Annotated in this window: 17 protein-coding genes; 8 read left to right on the top strand and 9 right to left on the bottom strand. The window is 67.9% G+C overall.

The features are described 5' to 3' along the window. Positions 1–8: 8 nt before the first annotated feature. From QN239_RS03440 to QN239_RS03415, 6 genes are read right to left on the bottom strand one after another with little or no spacing between them, the layout of a single operon-like run. Positions 9–779, bottom strand: coding sequence for an HpcH/HpaI aldolase family protein (locus tag QN239_RS03440; protein ID WP_499008188.1), 771 nt, complete (start codon positions 777–779; stop codon positions 9–11). A 6-nt stretch (positions 780–785) separates the two neighbouring features. After that, positions 786–1,742: an aldo/keto reductase gene (locus QN239_RS03435; protein WP_499008187.1), complete on the bottom strand. Its 957-nt coding sequence runs from the start codon at positions 1,740–1,742 to the stop codon at positions 786–788. After that, positions 1,742–2,566, bottom strand: a complete 825-nt coding sequence (locus QN239_RS03430) for an ATP-binding cassette domain-containing protein (protein ID WP_499008186.1) — start codon at positions 2,564–2,566, stop codon at positions 1,742–1,744. Before QN239_RS03430 ends, QN239_RS03435 begins: the two co-directional genes overlap by 1 nt. Then, positions 2,563–3,375 (bottom strand): ABC transporter ATP-binding protein, encoded by an 813-nt coding sequence (locus tag QN239_RS03425; RefSeq protein WP_499008185.1) that lies wholly within the window; start codon positions 3,373–3,375, stop codon positions 2,563–2,565. Before QN239_RS03425 ends, QN239_RS03430 begins: the two co-directional genes overlap by 4 nt. Position 3,376: 1 nt before the next feature. After that, a complete protein-coding gene (locus QN239_RS03420; protein ID WP_499008184.1) occupies positions 3,377–4,330 on the bottom strand; it encodes an ABC transporter permease in 954 nt (317 codons plus the stop codon). After that, positions 4,327–5,112, bottom strand: a complete 786-nt coding sequence (locus QN239_RS03415) for an ABC transporter permease (RefSeq protein ID WP_499016544.1) — start codon at positions 5,110–5,112, stop codon at positions 4,327–4,329. Before QN239_RS03415 ends, QN239_RS03420 begins: the two co-directional genes overlap by 4 nt. Before the next feature lie 392 nt (positions 5,113–5,504). On the opposite strand from QN239_RS03415, the gene QN239_RS03410 reads away from it, so the two are divergent. The 6 genes from QN239_RS03410 to QN239_RS03385 are packed head-to-tail and all read left to right on the top strand — an operon-like array spanning position 5,505 to position 11,803. Then, entirely contained in the window at positions 5,505–7,088 is a 1,584-nt protein-coding gene (locus QN239_RS03410) for an ABC transporter substrate-binding protein (RefSeq protein WP_499008183.1), read from the top strand. After that, positions 7,085–8,257 carry a sialidase family protein gene (locus QN239_RS03405; protein WP_499008182.1) on the top strand — a complete coding sequence of 391 codons (1,173 nt, stop codon included), beginning with the start codon at positions 7,085–7,087 and terminating at the stop codon, positions 8,255–8,257. The genes QN239_RS03410 and QN239_RS03405 overlap by 4 nt, the downstream gene beginning before the upstream one ends. Beyond that, positions 8,254–8,931, top strand: coding sequence for an SDR family NAD(P)-dependent oxidoreductase (locus tag QN239_RS03400; RefSeq protein WP_499008181.1), 678 nt, complete (start codon positions 8,254–8,256; stop codon positions 8,929–8,931). The genes QN239_RS03405 and QN239_RS03400 overlap by 4 nt, the downstream gene beginning before the upstream one ends. Further along, positions 8,928–10,022: a four-carbon acid sugar kinase family protein gene (locus QN239_RS03395; protein ID WP_499008180.1), complete on the top strand. Its 1,095-nt coding sequence runs from the start codon at positions 8,928–8,930 to the stop codon at positions 10,020–10,022. The genes QN239_RS03400 and QN239_RS03395 overlap by 4 nt, the downstream gene beginning before the upstream one ends. Next, the gene (gene pdxA, locus QN239_RS03390; protein ID WP_499008179.1) at positions 10,019–11,023 is read left to right on the top strand and encodes a 4-hydroxythreonine-4-phosphate dehydrogenase PdxA; all 1,005 of its coding nucleotides are present in this window, start codon (positions 10,019–10,021) and stop codon (positions 11,021–11,023) included. Before QN239_RS03395 ends, pdxA begins: the two co-directional genes overlap by 4 nt. Before the next feature lie 9 nt (positions 11,024–11,032). Further along, positions 11,033–11,803 (top strand): DeoR/GlpR family DNA-binding transcription regulator, encoded by a 771-nt coding sequence (locus QN239_RS03385; RefSeq protein ID WP_499008178.1) that lies wholly within the window; start codon positions 11,033–11,035, stop codon positions 11,801–11,803. 103 nt (positions 11,804–11,906) lie between these two features. Here QN239_RS03385 and QN239_RS03380 read toward each other — a convergent pair whose 3' ends face one another. Further along, a complete protein-coding gene (locus QN239_RS03380) occupies positions 11,907–13,016 on the bottom strand; it encodes an FAD-dependent oxidoreductase (RefSeq protein WP_499008177.1) in 1,110 nt (369 codons plus the stop codon). Between the two features lie 98 nt (positions 13,017–13,114). Between QN239_RS03380 and QN239_RS03375 the strand changes: the two genes are divergently transcribed. Beyond that, entirely contained in the window at positions 13,115–13,555 is a 441-nt protein-coding gene (locus tag QN239_RS03375) for a DUF4383 domain-containing protein (protein ID WP_499008176.1), read from the top strand. A 4-nt stretch (positions 13,556–13,559) separates the two neighbouring features. Here QN239_RS03375 and hrpA read toward each other — a convergent pair whose 3' ends face one another. Further along, entirely contained in the window at positions 13,560–17,468 is a 3,909-nt protein-coding gene (gene hrpA, locus QN239_RS03370) for an ATP-dependent RNA helicase HrpA (protein WP_499008175.1), read from the bottom strand. A gap of 52 nt (positions 17,469–17,520) precedes the next feature. Between hrpA and QN239_RS03365 the strand changes: the two genes are divergently transcribed. Next, positions 17,521–17,994, top strand: a complete 474-nt coding sequence (locus tag QN239_RS03365) for a hypothetical protein (protein WP_499008174.1) — start codon at positions 17,521–17,523, stop codon at positions 17,992–17,994. A gap of 14 nt (positions 17,995–18,008) precedes the next feature. On the opposite strand, the gene QN239_RS03360 is transcribed toward QN239_RS03365, so the two are convergent. Then, on the bottom strand, positions 18,009–18,908 hold the full coding sequence (locus QN239_RS03360) for a mycobacterial-type methylenetetrahydrofolate reductase (RefSeq protein ID WP_499008173.1): 900 nt from the start codon (positions 18,906–18,908) through the stop codon (positions 18,009–18,011). Between the last annotated feature and the right edge of the window lie 4 nt (positions 18,909–18,912).

The following is an 18,912-nucleotide window of genomic DNA, read 5'->3' as shown; positions in this document are numbered from 1 at the left end:
GAGTGTGGTCAGGCTGTGCCGGCCAGTGCATCCTTGAGATGTGCGGCCGATACCGCCTTCAGATGCGTGACATCGGAGGCGACGGAGGCGAAGGTGAACCCTTCGGCCAGGCGCCGCGCGGCGGTGGCGCCGTCGGACGTGTGGATGCCTGCGGCGACACCTACTGCGGCCGCGGCCTCGCGCACCTTCGTCAGCGCGGCCTCGAATTCGCCCGCCACCGCGGGATCATTAGAGTGCGCACCGCCGACCGCCAGCCGCAGATCCGACGGTCCGACGTACACGCCGTCCAGTCCGGGCACCGCGGCTATCTCGGCCACGTTGGCCAGGCCCTGCGGGGTTTCGATCATTGCCAGCACCACGGTGTCGCGGTTGGCCTCGGCGGGCAGCGGGCCGATCCGCAGCTGCGAGCGCATCGGCCCGTAGGAGCGGATCCCGTGGGGCGGGTATGTCGCCGCGGCGACCGCGGCGGCGGCATCGGCGGCGGTGTCGATCAACGGCACGATCACCCCGGCCGCCCCGGCGTCCAACGCCCGCCCGATCGGGGTCGGGTTGTTCGCCTCGACACGCACCAACCCGACCGGTCCGCCTGCGGCGTCGATGGCGGTCAGCCCGGCGAGCATGCCGGAGTATCCGATCAGCCCGTGCTGAAGGTCAAGCGCCAGGTAATCCCAGCCGACATGCGCCACCCATTCGTGGACGACCGGACAGTCCAGCACCGACCAGTAGCCGAGGATACGTTCGCGGTTACGGAGCCGAGCGGCGAATTCATGTGCGCTCATGATGACCTATCGGTTGTAATTGGGCATTGGGCCGCGAAGCGCAGCGCCGACGTCATCACAGGCTTCGATGATCTCGGCGTCCAACGGCCCCTTGTCCAGCGCCGCGATATTCGCGCGCAGGTGGCTGACTTTGGAGCCACCGAGCAGGATCGGTCCGGTAGCAGGTTTGGACAGCAGCCAGCGCAGCGCCAGTTCGGTCAGGAGCACGCCGGCCTTCTCGGCGATGGTGCCCAACGCCTCGATTGCGTCGAATATCGCGGTGTTCCAGTATCTTTGCTTGTACATCTGCGCCAATCGCGAGTCGCCGAACCGGCCGCCGGCCGGTTCGGCGCCGAAGCTGTGCCGACCGGTCAGCAGTCCCCCGCCGAGTGGGTTGTACACCATGGTTACCAGCCCGGTGACGGCGGCGAATTCGGCGTACTCGTCCTCGATCCGGCGGGCCAGCAGATTGTAGAGCTGCTGAGCGACGATCGGGCGGGGCGCGCCGACCTCATCGGCGACGCGGTTGACCTCGCCGATCTGCCAGGCGGCGTAGTTGGACACCCCGAGCGCGCCGATCTTGCCTTCGGCTACCAGATCTGCGACGGTGGAAAGGGTTTCGGTCAGCGAGGTCGCACGGTCGGGCTGGTGCAGGTAGAACAGCTCGACGCGGTCGGTGCCCAGCCGTGCCAGGCTGCCGTCCACGCTGGCGCGCAGCCCGGCCGTCGACAGCGGGGCATGCTCCCCCGCGTCGGGGTGCGACATCCCGGCTTTGGTGGCCAACGTGACCCGGTCGCGGCGGCCCTTGAGCAGACCGGCCAGGATCCGTTCGGTCTCACCTCCGGCGTACCCGTTGGCGGTGTCGATATGGGTGATCCCGGCGTCCAGCGCCGCGTCGAGTAAACGCCGTGCACCCGCGGTGTCGACGGTGTCTCCGAAGGTCATGGTGCCCAAGATGAGTGGGGCCAGTTGAAGGTCGGACACTAAGCGGCTCCTTGTTCCTGTTTGGTGCGCAACACACTGCGCGGCTTTACGCCCACCATGGTGGTGGGATCCAGTGCGGCGGCCCGCAGGGCGCGGGTGTACGGCTGTTGCGGATGGGCGAGCACATCGGCCGTGGCGCCCTGTTCGACGATGCTGCCACTGCGCATCACGATGATGGTGTCGCTTATCTCGCGCACCACACCGAGGTTGTGGGTGATGAACACATAGGTCAGCCCGGTGTCGCGTTTGATCTCCCGTAGCAGTTCGAGCACCTGCGCCTGCACCGACACGTCCAGGGCGCTGGTGGCCTCATCGCAGACCAGCAGGTCCGGGCCACTGGCCAGTGCGCGAGCGATGCCGATGCGCTGGCGCTGACCGCCGGAGAACTCGGCGGGCCTGCGGCGCAGGGCTGTTGACGGTAGTCCCACCCGGTCGATCAACTCGGTAGCCTTGGCCTCCCGGGCGGCCCGGCTGCGCACCCCCTTCAGACGCAACGGCTCTCCGACGATGTCGACGGCGCTGAGGTGCGGGTCCAGCGAACCGTATGGATCCTGGAAGACCATCTGGATACGCGACCGCAACGGCCGCATTCCGCGCTCGGACAGCGTGGCGATATCGGTGCCGTCGAACACGATCCGCCCCGACGTCGGGGCCACTAGCCGCACGATCGCCTTGGCGAGAGTGGATTTGCCGCAGCCCGATTCGCCGACGACAGCCAGGGTGGAGCCCTTCTCGACGCTGAAGCTGACGGTGTCCAGGGCACGGAACACCCCGTCGCCCACCGAATATTCGACCACCAGGTCTTTGACTTCCAGTAGGTTCATGCCGACACTCCGATCTTGACGGGCCCGTCCAGCCGCGGAACCGCGGCGAGCAGACGCTGGGTGTACTCGGTCTGGGGTGCGCGCAGCAGTTCTTCGGCTGAGCCGCTTTCGACGAACCGCCCGTTGCACATCACGAAGACGCGATCCGACATCAGCCGGGCCACCCCGAGATCATGGGTGATCAGTAGCATGCCGACGCCCGTGCGTTCCTGCAGTTCCAGCAGTAGGTCCAGGATGCTGGCCTGCACGGTGACATCCAGCGCACTGGTCGGCTCGTCGGCGACGATCAACTCGGGGCCAGCGGCCAGCGCGGCGGCGATCAGGACGCGCTGCAGCTGTCCTCCGGAGAGCTGGTGCGGATACTTGATCAGCTGTTCGGTCGGTCGCGGAATATGCACCTGCTCAAGCAGTTCCACCGCTCGGTCGCGTTGGCGGGCTCGGCCGGTGACGCCGCTGAGCCGGATAGCGTCGCGCAGCTGGGTGCCGACGGTGTGCACGGGACTCAGCGCGGTCATCGGGTCCTGCGGTATCAGTGCGATGTGACGACCGCGTACCGCTTGTAAAGCCTTGACGTTGTTGAGGATCGGGCGGTCCTGGAAAGTCACCGACCCGGACAGCACCGCCAGGTCGGTCGGCAGCAGGCCCAGAAGTCCCATCGCCGTCGTCGACTTGCCGGAGCCGGATTCCCCGATGATGGTGACGGTTTCGCCGGCCTCGATGCAGAACGACACTCCGTCCACGGCGCGGATCACACCGCCGGCGGTGATCAGTTCGATCTGCAGGTCATCGACGCAAAGGAGTTTGGGCATCTCAGTTCGCCTTCTTTCGCAGCGAGAACCGTTTCAGTACAGCGATTCCGGGCAGTCCGACGCTGTCGCGCAGCCCGTCGCCGAGCAGGTTGACCCCGACCACCAACAGGGCGATGACCAAGCCGGGCAGAGTGACCAGCCACCACGATGTGGTGACGTAATCCTGGCCGTCGGAGATGATGCGACCCCAGGTGGCGAACGGGCGCTGCGGTCCGGCGCCGAGGTAGCTCAGCGCACTTTCCAGCAGCACCGCCTGGGCCAGCAGCAACAGAACCACCAGGGAGACCTGCTTGACGATATTGGGGATGATGTGGCGCAACAGGATGGCGGTGCGACCCAGACCGAGAACGTGTGCGGCGGCGATATACGGCTTCTCCCGCTCGACCAGTGTCAATGATCTCGTGAGACGCGCGATTTCGGGCCACTGGGCGATCGCGATGACGAATGTGATGACGGGGATGGAGGGCCCGAACAGGGCCACGACCAGGAGCAGCATCATCAACAGTGGCAGCGACAGCTGCGCCTCCAGCAGCCGGCTCACCACGGTGTCCACCCAGCCGCCGCGGTAGCCTGCCAGCGCGCCGAGGGACAGCCCGATCAGGCCCGAGACCACCACGGCGAGAATGCCGATGACCAGCGACACCTGGCCGCCGTAGAGCACGCGTGCCAGCAGGTCGCGGCCCAGTTGATCGGTGCCGAACAGGTGGCCGTCGGTCAGCGGCGCCAGCCGGCGGGCGGCCAGGTCGGTGGCATCCGGCGAAGGGACCGGCAGGATCCGGGCGAACGCGACCGGCACGATGACGAGCAGCGCGGCGATGCTGCCAACCCAGATCTTGACCTTGCTGTCGCGGGCTCGCCGGGTCGCTCCGGCGCGGGCGATATCGCCGGCGGTGACCGCGGAGGGCCGCTGGACTGCCGGGGCTTCGAAGACGGTCGTGGCTGTTTCGGTGCTCATCTGGCGCTTCCCTTCCCGAGCCGCACCCGCGGATCCAGCACCGGATAGCAGAGGTCGACGGCCAGCTGGACCAGCACCGCCAGTACGGCGGTCACCAGCACGGTGGCCTGAATCAGCGGATAGTCACGGGTTTCCAGTGCACGCACCACCAGGGAGCCGACGCCCGGCCAGGCGAACACCACCTCGACGACGACGACTCCGTTGAGCATGGACGCGAACCGGGTGCCCAGCGCGGTCAGCACCGGGATGGCCGAGTTGCGCATCGAATACCGCCAGATGAGTTCGCGTTCGGACACGCCGCGGGCCCGGCCCACCGTGATGTAGGGGGCGGTGAATGCGCCCACCATCTCCCGGCGCACCATCCGCGAGATCAGCGCGACCTGCAGCACGGCGATGGTGACAGTCGGCAGCACCAGGCTGGACCAGGTGGTGAAGCCGGCCGCCGGGAACACCGGCATGAGCACCGCGAACACGGTGATGAGCATCAGGCCGGTCCAGAAGTCCGGCATCGACTGGCCGGTGATCGTGACGGCGTTGGCGGCCAGTTCGCGGCGGGTGTCGGCGTGGCGTGCCATCCACACCCCCAGGGGCACGGCCACCAGGGTGGTGAGCAGGATCGCCGCCACCGACAGCGTGATGGTGTAGGGCAGGCGTCCGAGCACCACGTCGAAGGCGGGCGCCTGGAAGGAGTACGAGGTGCCCAGATCCAGGTGCAGCAGCCCCTGCAGGTAGCGCAGGTACTGGATGAACACCGACTCGTCCAGGCCGAGGTCGGCTCGGATACGGGCCAGATCCTCGGTGGTTGCCAGCGGGCCGGCGATGGCGTCCGCCGGGTCCCCGGCGCCAGCCGGATGAGGACGAACACCGTGGTGAGGGTGAGGAAGACGGTGAGCAAGCTCTGCCCGAGCCGCCGGACGATGTATCTCGGCATGGCGGCGGTGAACCAGCGGCGCGCGGGCGTTCGGGCGCCTGCGGCCGGGGGCGGCGCCGCCGGAGCGTCGAGCTGTTAGGTCATCGTGACGTCCTTCGTTGAACGACAGGCTTTGTTACTCAGCTCACAATGTCACGAGTGCGTGATTTGCGCAAGCGTCGGGGTTGCATTGCGCGTTTCGCGCAATAAGGCGTACAGTTCAGCTGTATCAGCCGTCACAGCAGCACTTCGCCCGGAGGGTCGATGATGACCAAACCCTTGCTCGACCGGCAGTTTTCCCGCCGAAACCTGCTGCGCTCCAGCGCGCTGCTCGGCGCCGGCTTGGCCTTCGGCTCCGCCGCGGCCGGGTGCGCCACCCCGACCGGCCGCCCTGGCCCCACCACCATCAGCCTCGCGATGAACCGGTCCATGACCACACTGGACAACAAGCTGCTGCAGTACGACGCGGCGGTGACGGTGCAGCGGGCCGTCCGCCAGGCCCTCACCGAGATCGACCGGCATCTGCGCCCGCAGCTGGTGCTCGCCGAGGAGTTTCGACTCACCTCGCCGACCGAATGGTTCGTCCGGCTGCGCCGCGGGATTCGGTATTCCGACGGCTCCCCGGTGCAGGTGGAGGACGTCGCCACCGCGCTGAACATGTACAGCCAGGTGCACGGCGGATTCGTCGGCGGATTCTTCCCGGAGTGGCCGACCGTCCGCAAGATCGACGCCACCGCGTTCACCCTCAACACGCAGCGTCCAGTCCCGGTGCTCGACTACCTGATGTCGAACATCCTGATCACCCCGGCCGCGGCCAACCGTCCCGAGGATCTGCAGGGCGGTGTCGGCACCGGCCCGTTCATCGTCACCACCGCCGACCGCGGCCTGGGCAATTACAGCCTGGAACGCAACACCAACTACTGGGGTCCGCGCCCGTCCTTGGAATCCGTACACGTGCGGTTCATGCCCGAGGAGTCCAGCCGCGTGGTCGCGCTGCGCAGCGGCGAGGTCGACGTGATCGATTCCATCACCCCCGACTCCACCGACCAGCTCGCCGGATTGAACGGTGTCGCTATCGACTACGCCGACGGCGTGCGCCTCAACCAGCTGTTCTACAACTTCCGCAAAGCTCCTGGCGCCCCGACAGCCGACCCCCGGGTCCGCCGTGCCCTCACCTACGCCATCGACGGCAAATCGTTGACCGACAACGTACTCCAGGGATCAGCCACCGCTTCCAAGGGTGTCATCCCGCTCAGCCTGGACGGCGCGATCGAGACCGGGGCATACGTCTACGATCCCGATCGTGCCCGCCACGAACTCGACGCACTGGGCCTGCGTGAACTAAAACTCAAGATCATCTGGGAGAGCGGAGAATTCGCCGCCGACACCGACATCATGGAGTCGGTGGTACAGATGCTCTCGGCGGTCGGGGTGAACGCCACCCTGCAGCAGTTCGAACCCGGCGGCGATATCGCGCAGTGGCGTCAGGGCAAAGCCGGTGACTGGGATGTGCTGGGCAACGGCTTCCCCAGCCCCACCGGGCTGGCCCTGACCATCATGCAGGGCATGTACGCGGGCACCGCGGAGAAGGAGAAGACCCGCGACACGTACCACGGCTACCTCTTCCCGGACATCACCGCGCAGATCACGCGTGCATCGGAGGAGCCCGACGCCAAGAAGCGCGCCGAACTGCTGGCCACCGCACAGCACGCGATCTGGGACACCTGCCCGATGCTGTGGTCGTTCGTGCCGAAGGCGGTGCTGGGCCGTCGCGCCCGGATCGAAGGGATCAGCCTGCGCCCCACCAATTCCTATGATCTGTCCACCGTCTCTCTGAAGGGCGCATGACCGTGCTCACCGACGGGGTTGTGCGCAGCCACACCGAGGCCGGACGACGAGACGCGTTACTGCCCGCACCCCAGGTCCAGAACCACGCCGCCAACCTCGCGGTGTTGCCCGACGGATCGCTGGCCTGTGTGTGGTTCGCCGGGACCCAGGAGGGTGTGCCGGATATCAGCGTCTGGTTCTCCCGGATGGACGAGGGGGTGTGGTCGACACCGGTGCAACTCTCCGACGACTCGACCCGCTCGGAGCAGAATCCGATTCTGCACGTGCAAGATTCGGGCGAGCTGTGGCTGCTGTGGACATCCCAGCATGCCGGCAATCAGGACACCGCACGGGTACTGCGCCGCATCTCCCACGACGGCGGGCGCACCTGGGGCGACGCCCATGTGCTGCTGCCGGAGACCGCCGAGGGCGGGGTGTTCGTCCGGCAGCCGCTGGTGCGGCTGCCTGGCGGGCGGTTGCTGCTGCCGATCTTCCACTGCGTACGCATCGCGGGACAGCGCTGGGTCGGTGACCGCGACTACAGCAGCGTGATGATCTCCGACGACGCCGGGAGCAGCTGGCGTGAGGTGGTGGTGCCCGAGAGCACCGGTTGTGTGCACATGAACATCGGCCGCCTGTCCGACGGCACCCTGATCGCGCTGTACCGCAGCCGCTGGGCCGACGCGGTTTACCGCAGCGTCTCCACCGATGACGGGGACAGCTGGAGCGCGCCGGTTCCCACCGAACTGCCCAACAACAATTCCTCGATCCAGTTCGTGGTGCTCGACAATGATCGACTTGCACTGGTGTTCAACGAATCCAGTGCATCCGACGCCACCGCGCGGCGTACGTCGCTCTATGACGAGATCGATGACGATGGACTGGCCGACGGTCCTGCCGTGCAGTCCGTCAAGCCCGATGACGGGGACGACCGCGCAGCATTCTGGGGGGCTCCACGCGCCCCGATGACGCTGGCGATCTCCGACGACGGCGGACTGACCTGGCCGGTCCGACGCAATATCGAAGTGGGCGACGGGTACTGCCTGTCCAACAACTCGCGCGACGGCCTGAACCGCGAGTACTCCTACCCGAGCATCACCTCCACCGGGGACACCCTGCACACGGCGTTCACCCGGTTCCGGCAGGCCATCGAATACGTGGAGGTCACCCCGGAATGGATCCGGACATGACACCGACCGCGGTGGTGACCGGCGCCAGCTCCGGTATCGGAGCCGCAACGGTGCGCCGCCTGCTCGACGATCGCTGGCGCGTCATCGGTTTGAGCCGGCGCACCCCGGATGTCCAGGACGCCGAGTTCACCCCCGTCACCATCGATCTTGGTGACTTCGATGCGCTACGCGCCTGGGCCGGGCAGGCCGGCTCAGTGAATGCCGTCGTGCACGCCGCAGGATTACAGCACTCCGCCCCACTGGGAGCGCTCGATCCCGAGCACGGCCTGCAGATGTGGCGGATCCACGTCGGCGCCGCCGAGGTGCTGGTGAACGCGCTGGCCCCGAAACTGTCCGACGGTGCCCGGGTGGTTCTGGTCGGCAGCCGCACCATGACCGGCAACGCCGGCAAAAGCCAGTATGTGGCAACGAAATCCGCACTCACCGGGATGGCGCGATCCTGGGCCGCCGAGCTCGCCGCCCGCGCCATCACCGTCAACATAGTGGCCCCCGGACCGACCGACACCCCGATGCTGACCGACCCGGCCCGTGCCCACACCCCACCGAAACTGCCTCCGCTCGGCCGGTTCATCGACCCGGCCGAAGTGGCCGGACTGATCGCATTCCTGTTGGGCCCCAACGGCGGCAGCATCACCGGCCAGTCCATCGTGCAATGTGCGGGAGCCTCACTGTGAGCGCCCCGATCGTCGTGCTCGCCGATGACCTGTCCGGGGCCGCCGAAACCGCCGCTGTGTTCCTGGACCGGCAGACCTCCGTCGCCCTGCAGTTGGCACCCGGACAACCGGCCGGTCCCGGAGTCACCGTGATCGACCTGAACACCCGCACGATGAGCGCACCGGACACCCGGCGGGCACACCGCGACGCGCTGGCTACGGTCGCCCCGGATGCGATGGTGTTCAAGAAGATCGATTCACTGCTGCGTGGACACATCGGCACCGAGGTGGCGGTGCTGGCCGAACGCGGACCGGTGACCGTCGCCGCGGCGCTGCCGGCGCTGGGCCGCACCGTGATCGGCGGTGTCCTGCACATCGACGGGGTACCGCTGCATCGAACCGTCGCCTGGGCGGCCGAAACCAGCACCCCGCCGAGCACGGTCACCGAACTGTTCGGCGCCGGTATCGTGGTCTGTGACGCCGCCACCGATGCCGATCTGGACGCCGTTCTGCGCAACGCCGCCCCCGGCACCCAGTTCGTCGGCACCGCGGCACTGGCCGCCGCCGTCGCGCGCACCCTTGCACCGGGCACTCCGCAGCCTCCGCCGTACCGGGATCCTTCTGGTCTGCTCGCCGTCATCGGCACCGCCGAACCCAAAGCAGCAGAACAGGTCCGCCGGCTGATCGAGCACGGCTTCGGACACCTTCCCATCGCCGCCGCTGCCCTGGTGAACGGTAGCGCCGATCCAGGCCGGCTGGTGCTGGCCCTGGACAGCGGCCCAGTGGTGCTCACCATCGACGGCGAGGTCCGGCCCGGGCAGGCCCGGGACCTGTCAGCAGCCCTCGGGAAACTCGTTGCCCAGGGCCAGTTTCAGCATCAGCCCGATCTGATCCTCACCGGCGGCGAGACCGCCCGTGCGGTCATCGACGCCATCGGCCTCACCGAGCTGCGGCCCGTTCACCAGGTACACCACGGTGCCGTGGTGTCGGTCGCCTCCGACGGGCGCAACGTCGCCACCCGTCCGGGCAGCTTCGGCGATCACGACAGCCTTGTCGCCATCGCCGACCACCTGACCCCGCACGTCCATCCCCAACCGAAGGACAAGTCATGACAGGACATCCCATCGTCGCCGTCACCATGGGCGACGGCGCGGGCATCGGACCGGAAGTCATCGTGCCCGCCCTGCTCGACAAGGCCACCCAGGGGTTCTGCAACCCCGTTGTGATCGGCGATGCCAACCGGCTCCGCCAGGCCGCCGGCATACTCGGAGTCGACGCAGAGATCGTCACCGTCACATCTGTTTTCGATGCACAACAGATTCCCGGCCGGATCAACGTCATCGACCTGGAACTGCTGCCCACGGATCTGCCATGGGGCCAGCTGTCTTCCGTTGCCGGGCACGCGGCCTACGAATACATCCGGGTGGCAAGCGAACTCGCGGTGCGCGGGGAGGTGCAGGCCATCTGCACGGCACCACTGAACAAGGAGGCCCTGCATTCGGCCGGGCACATCTTCCCCGGGCACACCGAACTGCTGGCGCATCTCACCGGCACCGAGGAGGTGTCGATGATGCTGTCCACCCCCAAACTCAAGGTCATCCACGTCACCACTCATATCGGACTGCTCGACGCGGTGCGGCGGATCGAGCCGGGTCTGGTGGAACGCACCGTGCGCCGCGGGCATGAGGCACTGGTCCGGTCCGGAAATGCCAGCCCGAAGATCGGGGTGTGCGGGATCAATCCGCACGCCGGGGAGAACGGGCTGTTCGGCTACGGCGAGGAGGAGCAGAAGATCGTACCTGCCGTCGAGAAGCTGGCCGCCGACGGTATCGATGTGCACGGACCGCTGCCCGCCGATACGGCGTTCTTCCTGGCTGGTCGCGGTGACTACGACCTGATCGTGGCGATGTATCACGACCAGGGGCACGGCCCGGTCAAGGTGCTCGGTATCGAGGCCGGAGTGAACATCACCGTCGGCTTGCCGGTGATCCGCACCTCGGTGGATCACGGCACGGCGTTCGATATTGCGGGCAAGGGCATCGCCGAGGCCGGTAGTATGGTCGAAGCACTTCGCCAGGCTGCTGAATTGGCAAGCAGCACAACGACTGTCTAAGGATCGAGTGTGCCGGTACGGGGTTCGCAGGCCCGCCGGGCCGAGATCGTCCGGCTCGCGCGGTCCAGTGGTCTGGCCAGTGTCGAGGAACTGTCTACCCAGTTCGGCGTCACCGCCTCCACCATCCGGCGTGATCTGAGCCAGCTCACCGAGCAGGGGCTGATCGCCCGCACCTACGGCGGGGCGATCGCCCTGGACCGCCAACCCGAATCCTCGTTCCGGCAGCGGGCACTGGAGGGTTACGACGCCAAACGCAGTATCGCCAAGTGGGCGGCGGCCCAGGTGCGGTCCGGTGAGACCATCCTGCTCGATGCCGGGACCACGGTCGGCGCGATGGGTGAATTCCTCTGCGAGGTTCCCGGGCTCACTGTGGTTACTGCGGGGCTCAGCGCACTGGAGGAACTGGCCGACGCCGTCGACGTGCGCGTCGAGTGCATCGGCGGCACCCTGCGGCACCTCAGCCAGGGATTCGTGGGGCCACTGGCCGAGGCCACCCTGAGCCGGCTGACGTTCGACCGCGCCTTCCTCGGTGCCGACTCCGTGCACGCCGAACTCGGCATCTGCGAAGCAGAGTTGGAGCAGACCCGACTCAAGGAGCTGATGATCGAGCGCTCCGGGACGGTGTACGTCCTGGCGCACGCGGCCAAACTCGGGCAACGGCAGTTCCACGCGTGGGCGCCGATCCCGCCGGGGACGACCCTGGTCACCGACGAATCGGCAACCGAGGCCCAGCTCGCCCCGTTCCGGGCGGCCGGGGTCCTCACCCAACGTGTGCCATGACTGGGCCATGCCGATCGGTTCGGCCAGCAGTGAGCGGGGATCGAACGCGGGAGCGGTCATATCTGTTCGCAACCGCGCATCGCAGGCGCCGCACTCCCTCTCGCTACCGTTTCCGCACCCCGCGGTAGATGCCACGACGGACGATCCACGGTTGCAGCACCCGGTCTATCGACCACGCGGGGAAGCGGAACGCCTGCCCGGCCGGGGTGAACACCTCCAGGCCGTCGCGCTGCACCCCGAGGACCGAACCCCAGCGGGTCGACGGGGCGCGGTAGTCCCGCGGCCGGCCACCGGCGAGATAGGCCTTGACGTTGCGGGCCACCAGAGCGTCGGCTCGGCTGCGCGCCGACGCCCGTAGTGGATCGGTGGCCGCCACGTCCCCGACCGCGAACACCCCCGGACGCCCGGGTACCTGCAATTGCGGTGTCACGCGGACGAATCCTTGCTCGTCGAGCACATCGGCCGGTAGCCACGCCGTGTTGGGGCGGACCTTGCCGATCGCCCAGAGCACCGCGTCCGCAGTGACCGGGGACTGCCCCGTCGACCAGTGCACCGGGTCACCGGTGATGGCGTCGCATCCGAATCCCACGGGGACCACCGCGCGATGGCCTGGGTGCAACGCCACCCCGGCCGCCCGCAACCGCTTCTCGATCCGGTTCCATACCCGCCAATGATGCTGGGGCAGCGCACGTTCACCGGGGTAGTACAGCGCGACACCGGACGCCGGCAACGCCACCGCGAGATTCGCCGCCGCACTCACCGCTGCGGCACCGCCACCGATGACCGCGATCGACTCCGCACCGGCCAGCCGGCCGTGCACCGAATACAGCTCGCGCCCAACATCTTCGGCGGTCTGCCAGACCGGCCGGCGCCAGAATCCATTGGTCACGCCGGTCGCGATGACCAGTGCGTCATAGGGCTCCACCGTGGCGTCACCGGCGCGATCGACATGCACGGTGCGTGCCGTCAGATCCATACCCGTGAGCACCCCGTGCACCGTACGCACCCGGTCCAGTCCGCGGAACCGGCCGAACTCGATCCAGTAATCGCGGGCCCAGTCGTCGGGCCGCGCCACCCGCACGCCCAGTTCCTGACCACTGACCAAACCCGGTTTCACCGAGATGCCCACGACGTCGAAACGCCGGGCCAGCCGGATGGCGGTGAGCACCCCGGTGTCGCCGAGCCCGGCGATCACGACACGTTGGCGGTCCATCACCGCACGCTAACGGCTCGCGACCGGCAATCCGACCATTGACGCCGCGCCGCCACCGTCGTACCGTCACAGCACGGGTCTACTACAGGGGGTAGGAGATGTTCCGTATCAGTAATTGGAGCTTCGCCCAGTGGGGTCTGCTCGTCATCTCGGTGTTCCACCTCACGCAGGCGATTATCGGATTCATCGCCGAACCCAGCTTCGCCACCGGCCCGGGAGCGCCGACCGTGCAGATCCTCGGCATGGACTACAACGGGTGGCACGCGCTCGCCGGTCTCGCCCTATTCGGGCCCGGTCTGGTGTTCTGCCTGCGCAAGTCCTGGTCGGTGTTGTATCTGCTGGTCGGCGCGGTGGCCGGCGGACTCCCCGGCGTCTGGGCCCTGTTCTCCCATCAGGTCGCCTACGTGTTCACCTTTCCCCACAACATCACCGATGCGGTCGTGCACTTCATCACGGCGGCGGTGATGGCCGGGGTGGCCGTCATCCAGATCCGGCTCGACGGCGGGCTGCGAAGGTCGCTGGCCGATCTGCGCCGTTAGCGAGCTAGCCGATCGCGTCGATGGCCTTGTAGATCCGTTGTTCGCTCACCGGCCGGGGTGTGCCCAGCTGCTGCGCCCACAGGCTCACCCGCAGCTCCTCGATCTGCCAGGCGATGTCCCGGATATCGGCGGCTTGGGCGCGGGTGGGCGAAAGAGCTTGGACCAGAGTGTCGTACGCGTCCTCGACGGCGTGCACGCGGGCCATCCGCTCGGCGTCCGCGCCCGGGCCGTGTGGCAACCGCTGCAACCGGCGTTCGACGGCGGTGACGTATCGCGTCAGATCGGCCAGCCGGCCGGCGCCGGCATTCGTCACGAATCCCTTGGGCAGCAGTCTGTCCAGTTGTGACCGGATGTCAGCGACCGCTGCCGCCTGGGCCGGACCGGGTTTGTCCGGTAAGGCCACCCGGACCTCATGGAACGCCGTCAGCACCTTCGCCGCCCTGGTGACGATGCCCCGGGTCATGGCGGCCAGCTCCGCGGCCACCCTTGCCTGCAACGCGGTGAAATCGGCAACGGTCCATACCGTCGTGCGGGCCAGCGCATCCACCGCCGCATCGGTGCAGTCGTCCAGCAGGTCCGCCAGCGTGCCGTCCGGGTTCGCGCCCAGCGCCAATCGGGTTCGCGTGTCCAGGCCCCGCTCGATGGCCTTCACCGGCGAGGGCACGCTGCACCGCAACAACCGCCGGATACCGGGACCCATCGCGGCCTGTTGCTCGGCAGCCGAAGCGAACACCCGCACATCCACCGACTTTCCGCGGTCGACGAAGGCCGGGTAGCCGCGCACGGTGTGCCCGCCGGTGACGCGCTCCACGGTGCGGGGCAGTTCATCGAGATCGGCGGGCCACGCGGTCAGACCGGTGCGCTCCAGGCCACCCGCGACGGCCTCGGTCACCGCCCGCTGAATCGGTGCGGCCAGGCCTTCCTGAAGTGCGCCAAGGTCTTTGCCGCGCGCCACCTCCTTGCCGTCGTTGTCCTCGACGGCGAACGTGACCCGCAGATGCGCAGGCACCTTGGTCAGGTCGAAGGCGTCGATGGGCACCAGGATTCCGCTGATCCTGCGCAGTTCGCGTTGCAGCGCGTCGAGTACCGAACCCGATCCGGGATCCAGTGTGGGCAGCACCGCGCGGGCGGTGTCGGGGGCGGGCACGAAGTTGCGGCGCAGGTCCTTGGGCAGTGACTTGATCAGCGTGGTGATCAGTTCCTCCCGTAATGCCGGTACCTGCCAGGCGAATCCGTCACCGCCGAGCCGGGCCAGCACCTGCACCGGCACATGGACCGTGACGCCGTCGTCGGCCGCACCCGGTTCGAAGCGGTAGGTCAGGGGCAGCGCCAGATCGTCGGTGCGCCAAGCGTCGGGATGGTCGGCGGAGTCGTCCACCCGCAGCAGTTCCTCGCGGGTGAAGGTGAGCAGATCCGGGGTCAGGTGTCGCTGCTTCTTCCACCACCCATCGAAATGCCGCGCCGATACCGCCGTGGCCGGCACTCTGGCGTCGTACAGGGCGTAGATCTCGTCATCGGTGACCATCAGGTCACGGCGCCGCGACCGTTCCTCCAGCTCCGCCAGCTCGGCGCGCAGCGCGGCATTGTCGCGGAAGAAGTGGTGCCGGGTCTGCCAATCGCCTTCGACCAGCGCGTGCCGGATGAACAACTCGCGGGCGACGACGGGGTCGACGGTGCCGTAGCCGACCCGCCGTCGCGGCACCAACGGCAATCCGTAGAGGGTGACCCGTTCATAGGCCATCACCGCGCCGCGCACGGCGTCCCAGTGCGGTTCACTGTAGGTGCGCGCGACCAGATGTGCGCCAACGCGTTCCAGCGTCTCGGGATCGATACGGGCCGCTGTCCGGCCGAACAGCCTGCTGGTCTCCACCAGATCCGCGACGACGATCCAGCGGGGCGGCTTGCGGGTCAGCACCGAGCCCGGTGCCAGGACGAACTTCGAATTCCGCGCACCCTGGTAATCGCGGGAGTCCCGGCCCTTGGTTTCCTCACGCAGCCCGATATGCGAGAGCAGTCCCGCCGCCAGCGCGGCATGCACGCCGGCGGGATCGGCGGCTTGGTCGGATTCTCCGATACCGATATCGCGGGCGATACTGCGCAGCTGACCGGCCAGGTCCTGCCATTCCCTGATGCGCAGGTAGTGCAGGAACTCCTCGCGGCACATCCGGCGGAAAGCGCTGCCGGAGCGTTCCTTTCGCTGCTCACGCAGATAATTCCACAGATTGAGGTACGACACGAAGTCGGAGTGCTCGTCGGCGAACCGGGCATGCTTCTGCCGGGCCGCCTCCTCCCGGTCGACGGGTCGTTCACGCGGGTCCGGGATGGACAGCGCGGCGGCCAGCACCAGCACCTCGCGCACACAGCCCTCTGCGTCGGCCGCCAGGATCATCCGGCCGATCCGCGGATCCAGCGGCAGCCGCGCCAGCCGCCGCCCGGTGTCGGTCAGCGCGCCCGCGCTGTCGAAGGCGCCGAGTTCCTGCAGCAGCCCGACCCCGTCGCGGATGCTGCGTGCGTCGGGCGGGTCCAGAAAAGGGAACTCTTCGATGTCACCGAGGTCCAGCGCCGACATCTGCAGGATGACCGCGGCGAGGTTGGTCCGCAGGATCTCCGGGTCGGTGTAGCGGGGCCGGCCGTCGAAATCCGCTTCTGAGTACAGCCGGATGCAGATACCCGGCGCGGTGCGGCCCGACCGGCCGGCGCGCTGGTCCGCCGACGCCTGCGAGATCGGTTCGATGGGCAGTCGCTGAACCTTGGTGCGCCGGCTGTAACGGGAGATCCGGGCGGTACCGGGATCGACGACGTACCGGATCCCCGGAACCGTCAACGACGTCTCGGCGACGTTGGTGGCCAGCACAATCCGGCGACCGCTGCGGCTCGGGGTGAACACCTTCTGCTGATCGGCGGTGGGCAACCGGGCATACAGCGGGAGCACCTCGGTATGCGGTCCGACCGCACCGCGCAATGCTTCTGCGGTGTCCCGGATCTCGCGCTCCCCGGACAGGAACACCAGCACGTCACCCGCCGGTTCGGCGGCCAGTTCGTTGACCGCGTCGACGATGGCCTCGGTCGGATCGCGCAGTTCGGTACGCACGATCTCGTGATCGGGATCGTCGGGATCGTCGGAGGCGTCGGCCGCGACCGGCACCTCCAAGGGGCGGTACCGGATCTCGACCGGATACGTGCGTCCCGACACCTCGACGATCGGGGCCGGCGCCCCGACGGTGCCGAAATGCTCGGCGAATCGGCCCGGATCGATCGTCGCCGAGGTGACGATGACCTTCAAATCCGGTCGGCGGGGCAGTAATTCGCGTAGGTAGCCGAGCAGGAAGTCGATGTTGAGGCTACGTTCGTGGGCCTCGTCGATGATGATCGTGTCGTACCGCAGCAGGCGCCGGTCTCGTTGGATCTCGGCGAGCAGAATGCCGTCGGTCATCAGCTTGACCAGCGTCGAATCGTCGGCCTGATCGGTGAAGCGCACGGTGTAGCCGACGGCGCCACCGAGCGGGACACGTAGCTCGTCGGCGATGCGTTGGGCGACGGTGCGGGCGGCCAACCGCCGCGGCTGGGTGTGCCCGATGGTGCCGCGGATACCGCGGCCGAGTTCCAGACAGATCTTGGGCAGCTGGGTCGTCTTGCCCGACCCGGTCGCCCCGGCCACCACGACCACCTGATGCGCGGCGATCGCCCTGGCCAGCTCTTCGCGGTGCTCGCTTACCGGCAGGTCGGGGTAGGTGATCTCGGGGACCGCGGCCCGTCTGGTGGCGATGAGTCCTTCGGCGGCGGCGAACTGCGCCACCAACTTCCCGTCCGGAGCGCCGCGCAGATTCTTCAGTCGCCGGCCCAACCTGGCGGCGTCCCGGAACGTCAGGTCATCGAGGCGCGCGCGCAGCTCGGTGGCGGACGGATCTTGCACCAGGACAAGCATAGGGTGCAGGCTCGAGGGATCGACCCGACGGGAGCGCCTCATGAGCGATCAGCTGTTCGATTACTTCGGCGAGATGCTGCGGGCCTGCCTGGACACCGATCTGAGTTCGTCACCTCAGATCGGTGCCGACGAGTTCGCCAGGTTCCTCACCGACGATGTGCGTCTGCACGTCCTCCAGGGCCGGCTGGCCGCCACCGAATGGGGCCGGGCCGAGGGACGGGGACCGGTACACGTGGCCGCCACCCACATCGTGATCACCGAGCACGGCCTGCTGTACGCGGCCGTGGTCACCCTGCCCGAACCGCGCCATTACCTGGCGGCGCCGCGCGCCCTCCTCAATTGGGTGGCCGATCATGTCGCCGCCAGCCCGCCGCCGTCGGGTTCGGCCGCCGCGGTGGACTGCCGCCTCGACCACGACCTCGCGTCGATCTGGCAGTTCGAGAGCACATTGCGCCACCGACTGGATACCGATCCGGTGCTGCAGGTGCAGCTGGCACCGGCGTTCGCGGCCTGAGGCCTGCCGGTCCGCTAGCGCGGCGACCAGTAGGCCAGCATCTCGGCGAACGTCTCGAACGCCGGTGTGGACACCCCGTAGGCGACCTCGAAGTGCACGCTCAGCGGGAAGCCGAGATCGGCGACGCCGTCGATGACCCGCTTGTACAGATCGAGCATCAGGGTCCGCTTCTCGGCGGGCTCCAGGCCGGCCAGCTTGGTCACGAACTCCTGTTCGGCGGCCACCGCGGGATTGCCGGGATCCTGGATGAGCCAGGTGATCAGCCCGACCTTGGACTCCATCTTGGGCACGAACCCGAACGACAGCAGGATCTCGGGCCGGTGATCGGTCTGCTCGGCGAACTCGGTCAGGAAGCCCACGATCGCGTCGGAGTACAGCAACTGCGTCATGCCGTAGGTGGCGCCCTGGCCGCATTTGAAGGTGAATCGGCCCTGTTCACCGTCGCGGGTGGGAATCAGGATGGCGCCGCGGTTGGGCACCAGATCGGCGTAGATCGACAGCGCGTCGGTGGGCGCGACACCCTCCCCTTCGCCGTCCTTCATGGTGCGCGGCACGCCGACGAAGGCGATCCCGTCGAATCCCGCGCCGCTGAGCTCGGTGAGACGCTGCCCCAGTGCGTCGGGGCCCAGGAAGGACGTCACCTGGGTGCACAACCCGCGCACACCGGGCAGTTCCGGCCGGATCAGCGACCAGTACTCGAGGACGTCCATCTTCGGTTTCATCTCGACGGGACGGTCGTCGTCCTCGTCGATCATGCCGGGGATCATGATGTGGCCGAACCGGCCCGCCAACCCCGTCGCGGCGGCCAGCTCGAGCACCTTGTGGGCCTCGTCGACGGCGTACTGCGGGCCGCGTTCCACGTTCGGCGGCACGAGTTCCAGTGCGATGGTGTTCAGAGGTGTGGTCGCTGGCACCCTC

This window comes from Mycolicibacterium sp. Y3 (assembly GCF_051188035.1).
In the GTDB taxonomy this organism is placed as follows: domain Bacteria; phylum Actinomycetota; class Actinomycetes; order Mycobacteriales; family Mycobacteriaceae; genus Mycobacterium; species Mycobacterium fluoranthenivorans.
Note: the sequence above shows the minus strand (reverse complement) of the source record. Positions and strands in the feature narration are given on the sequence as shown.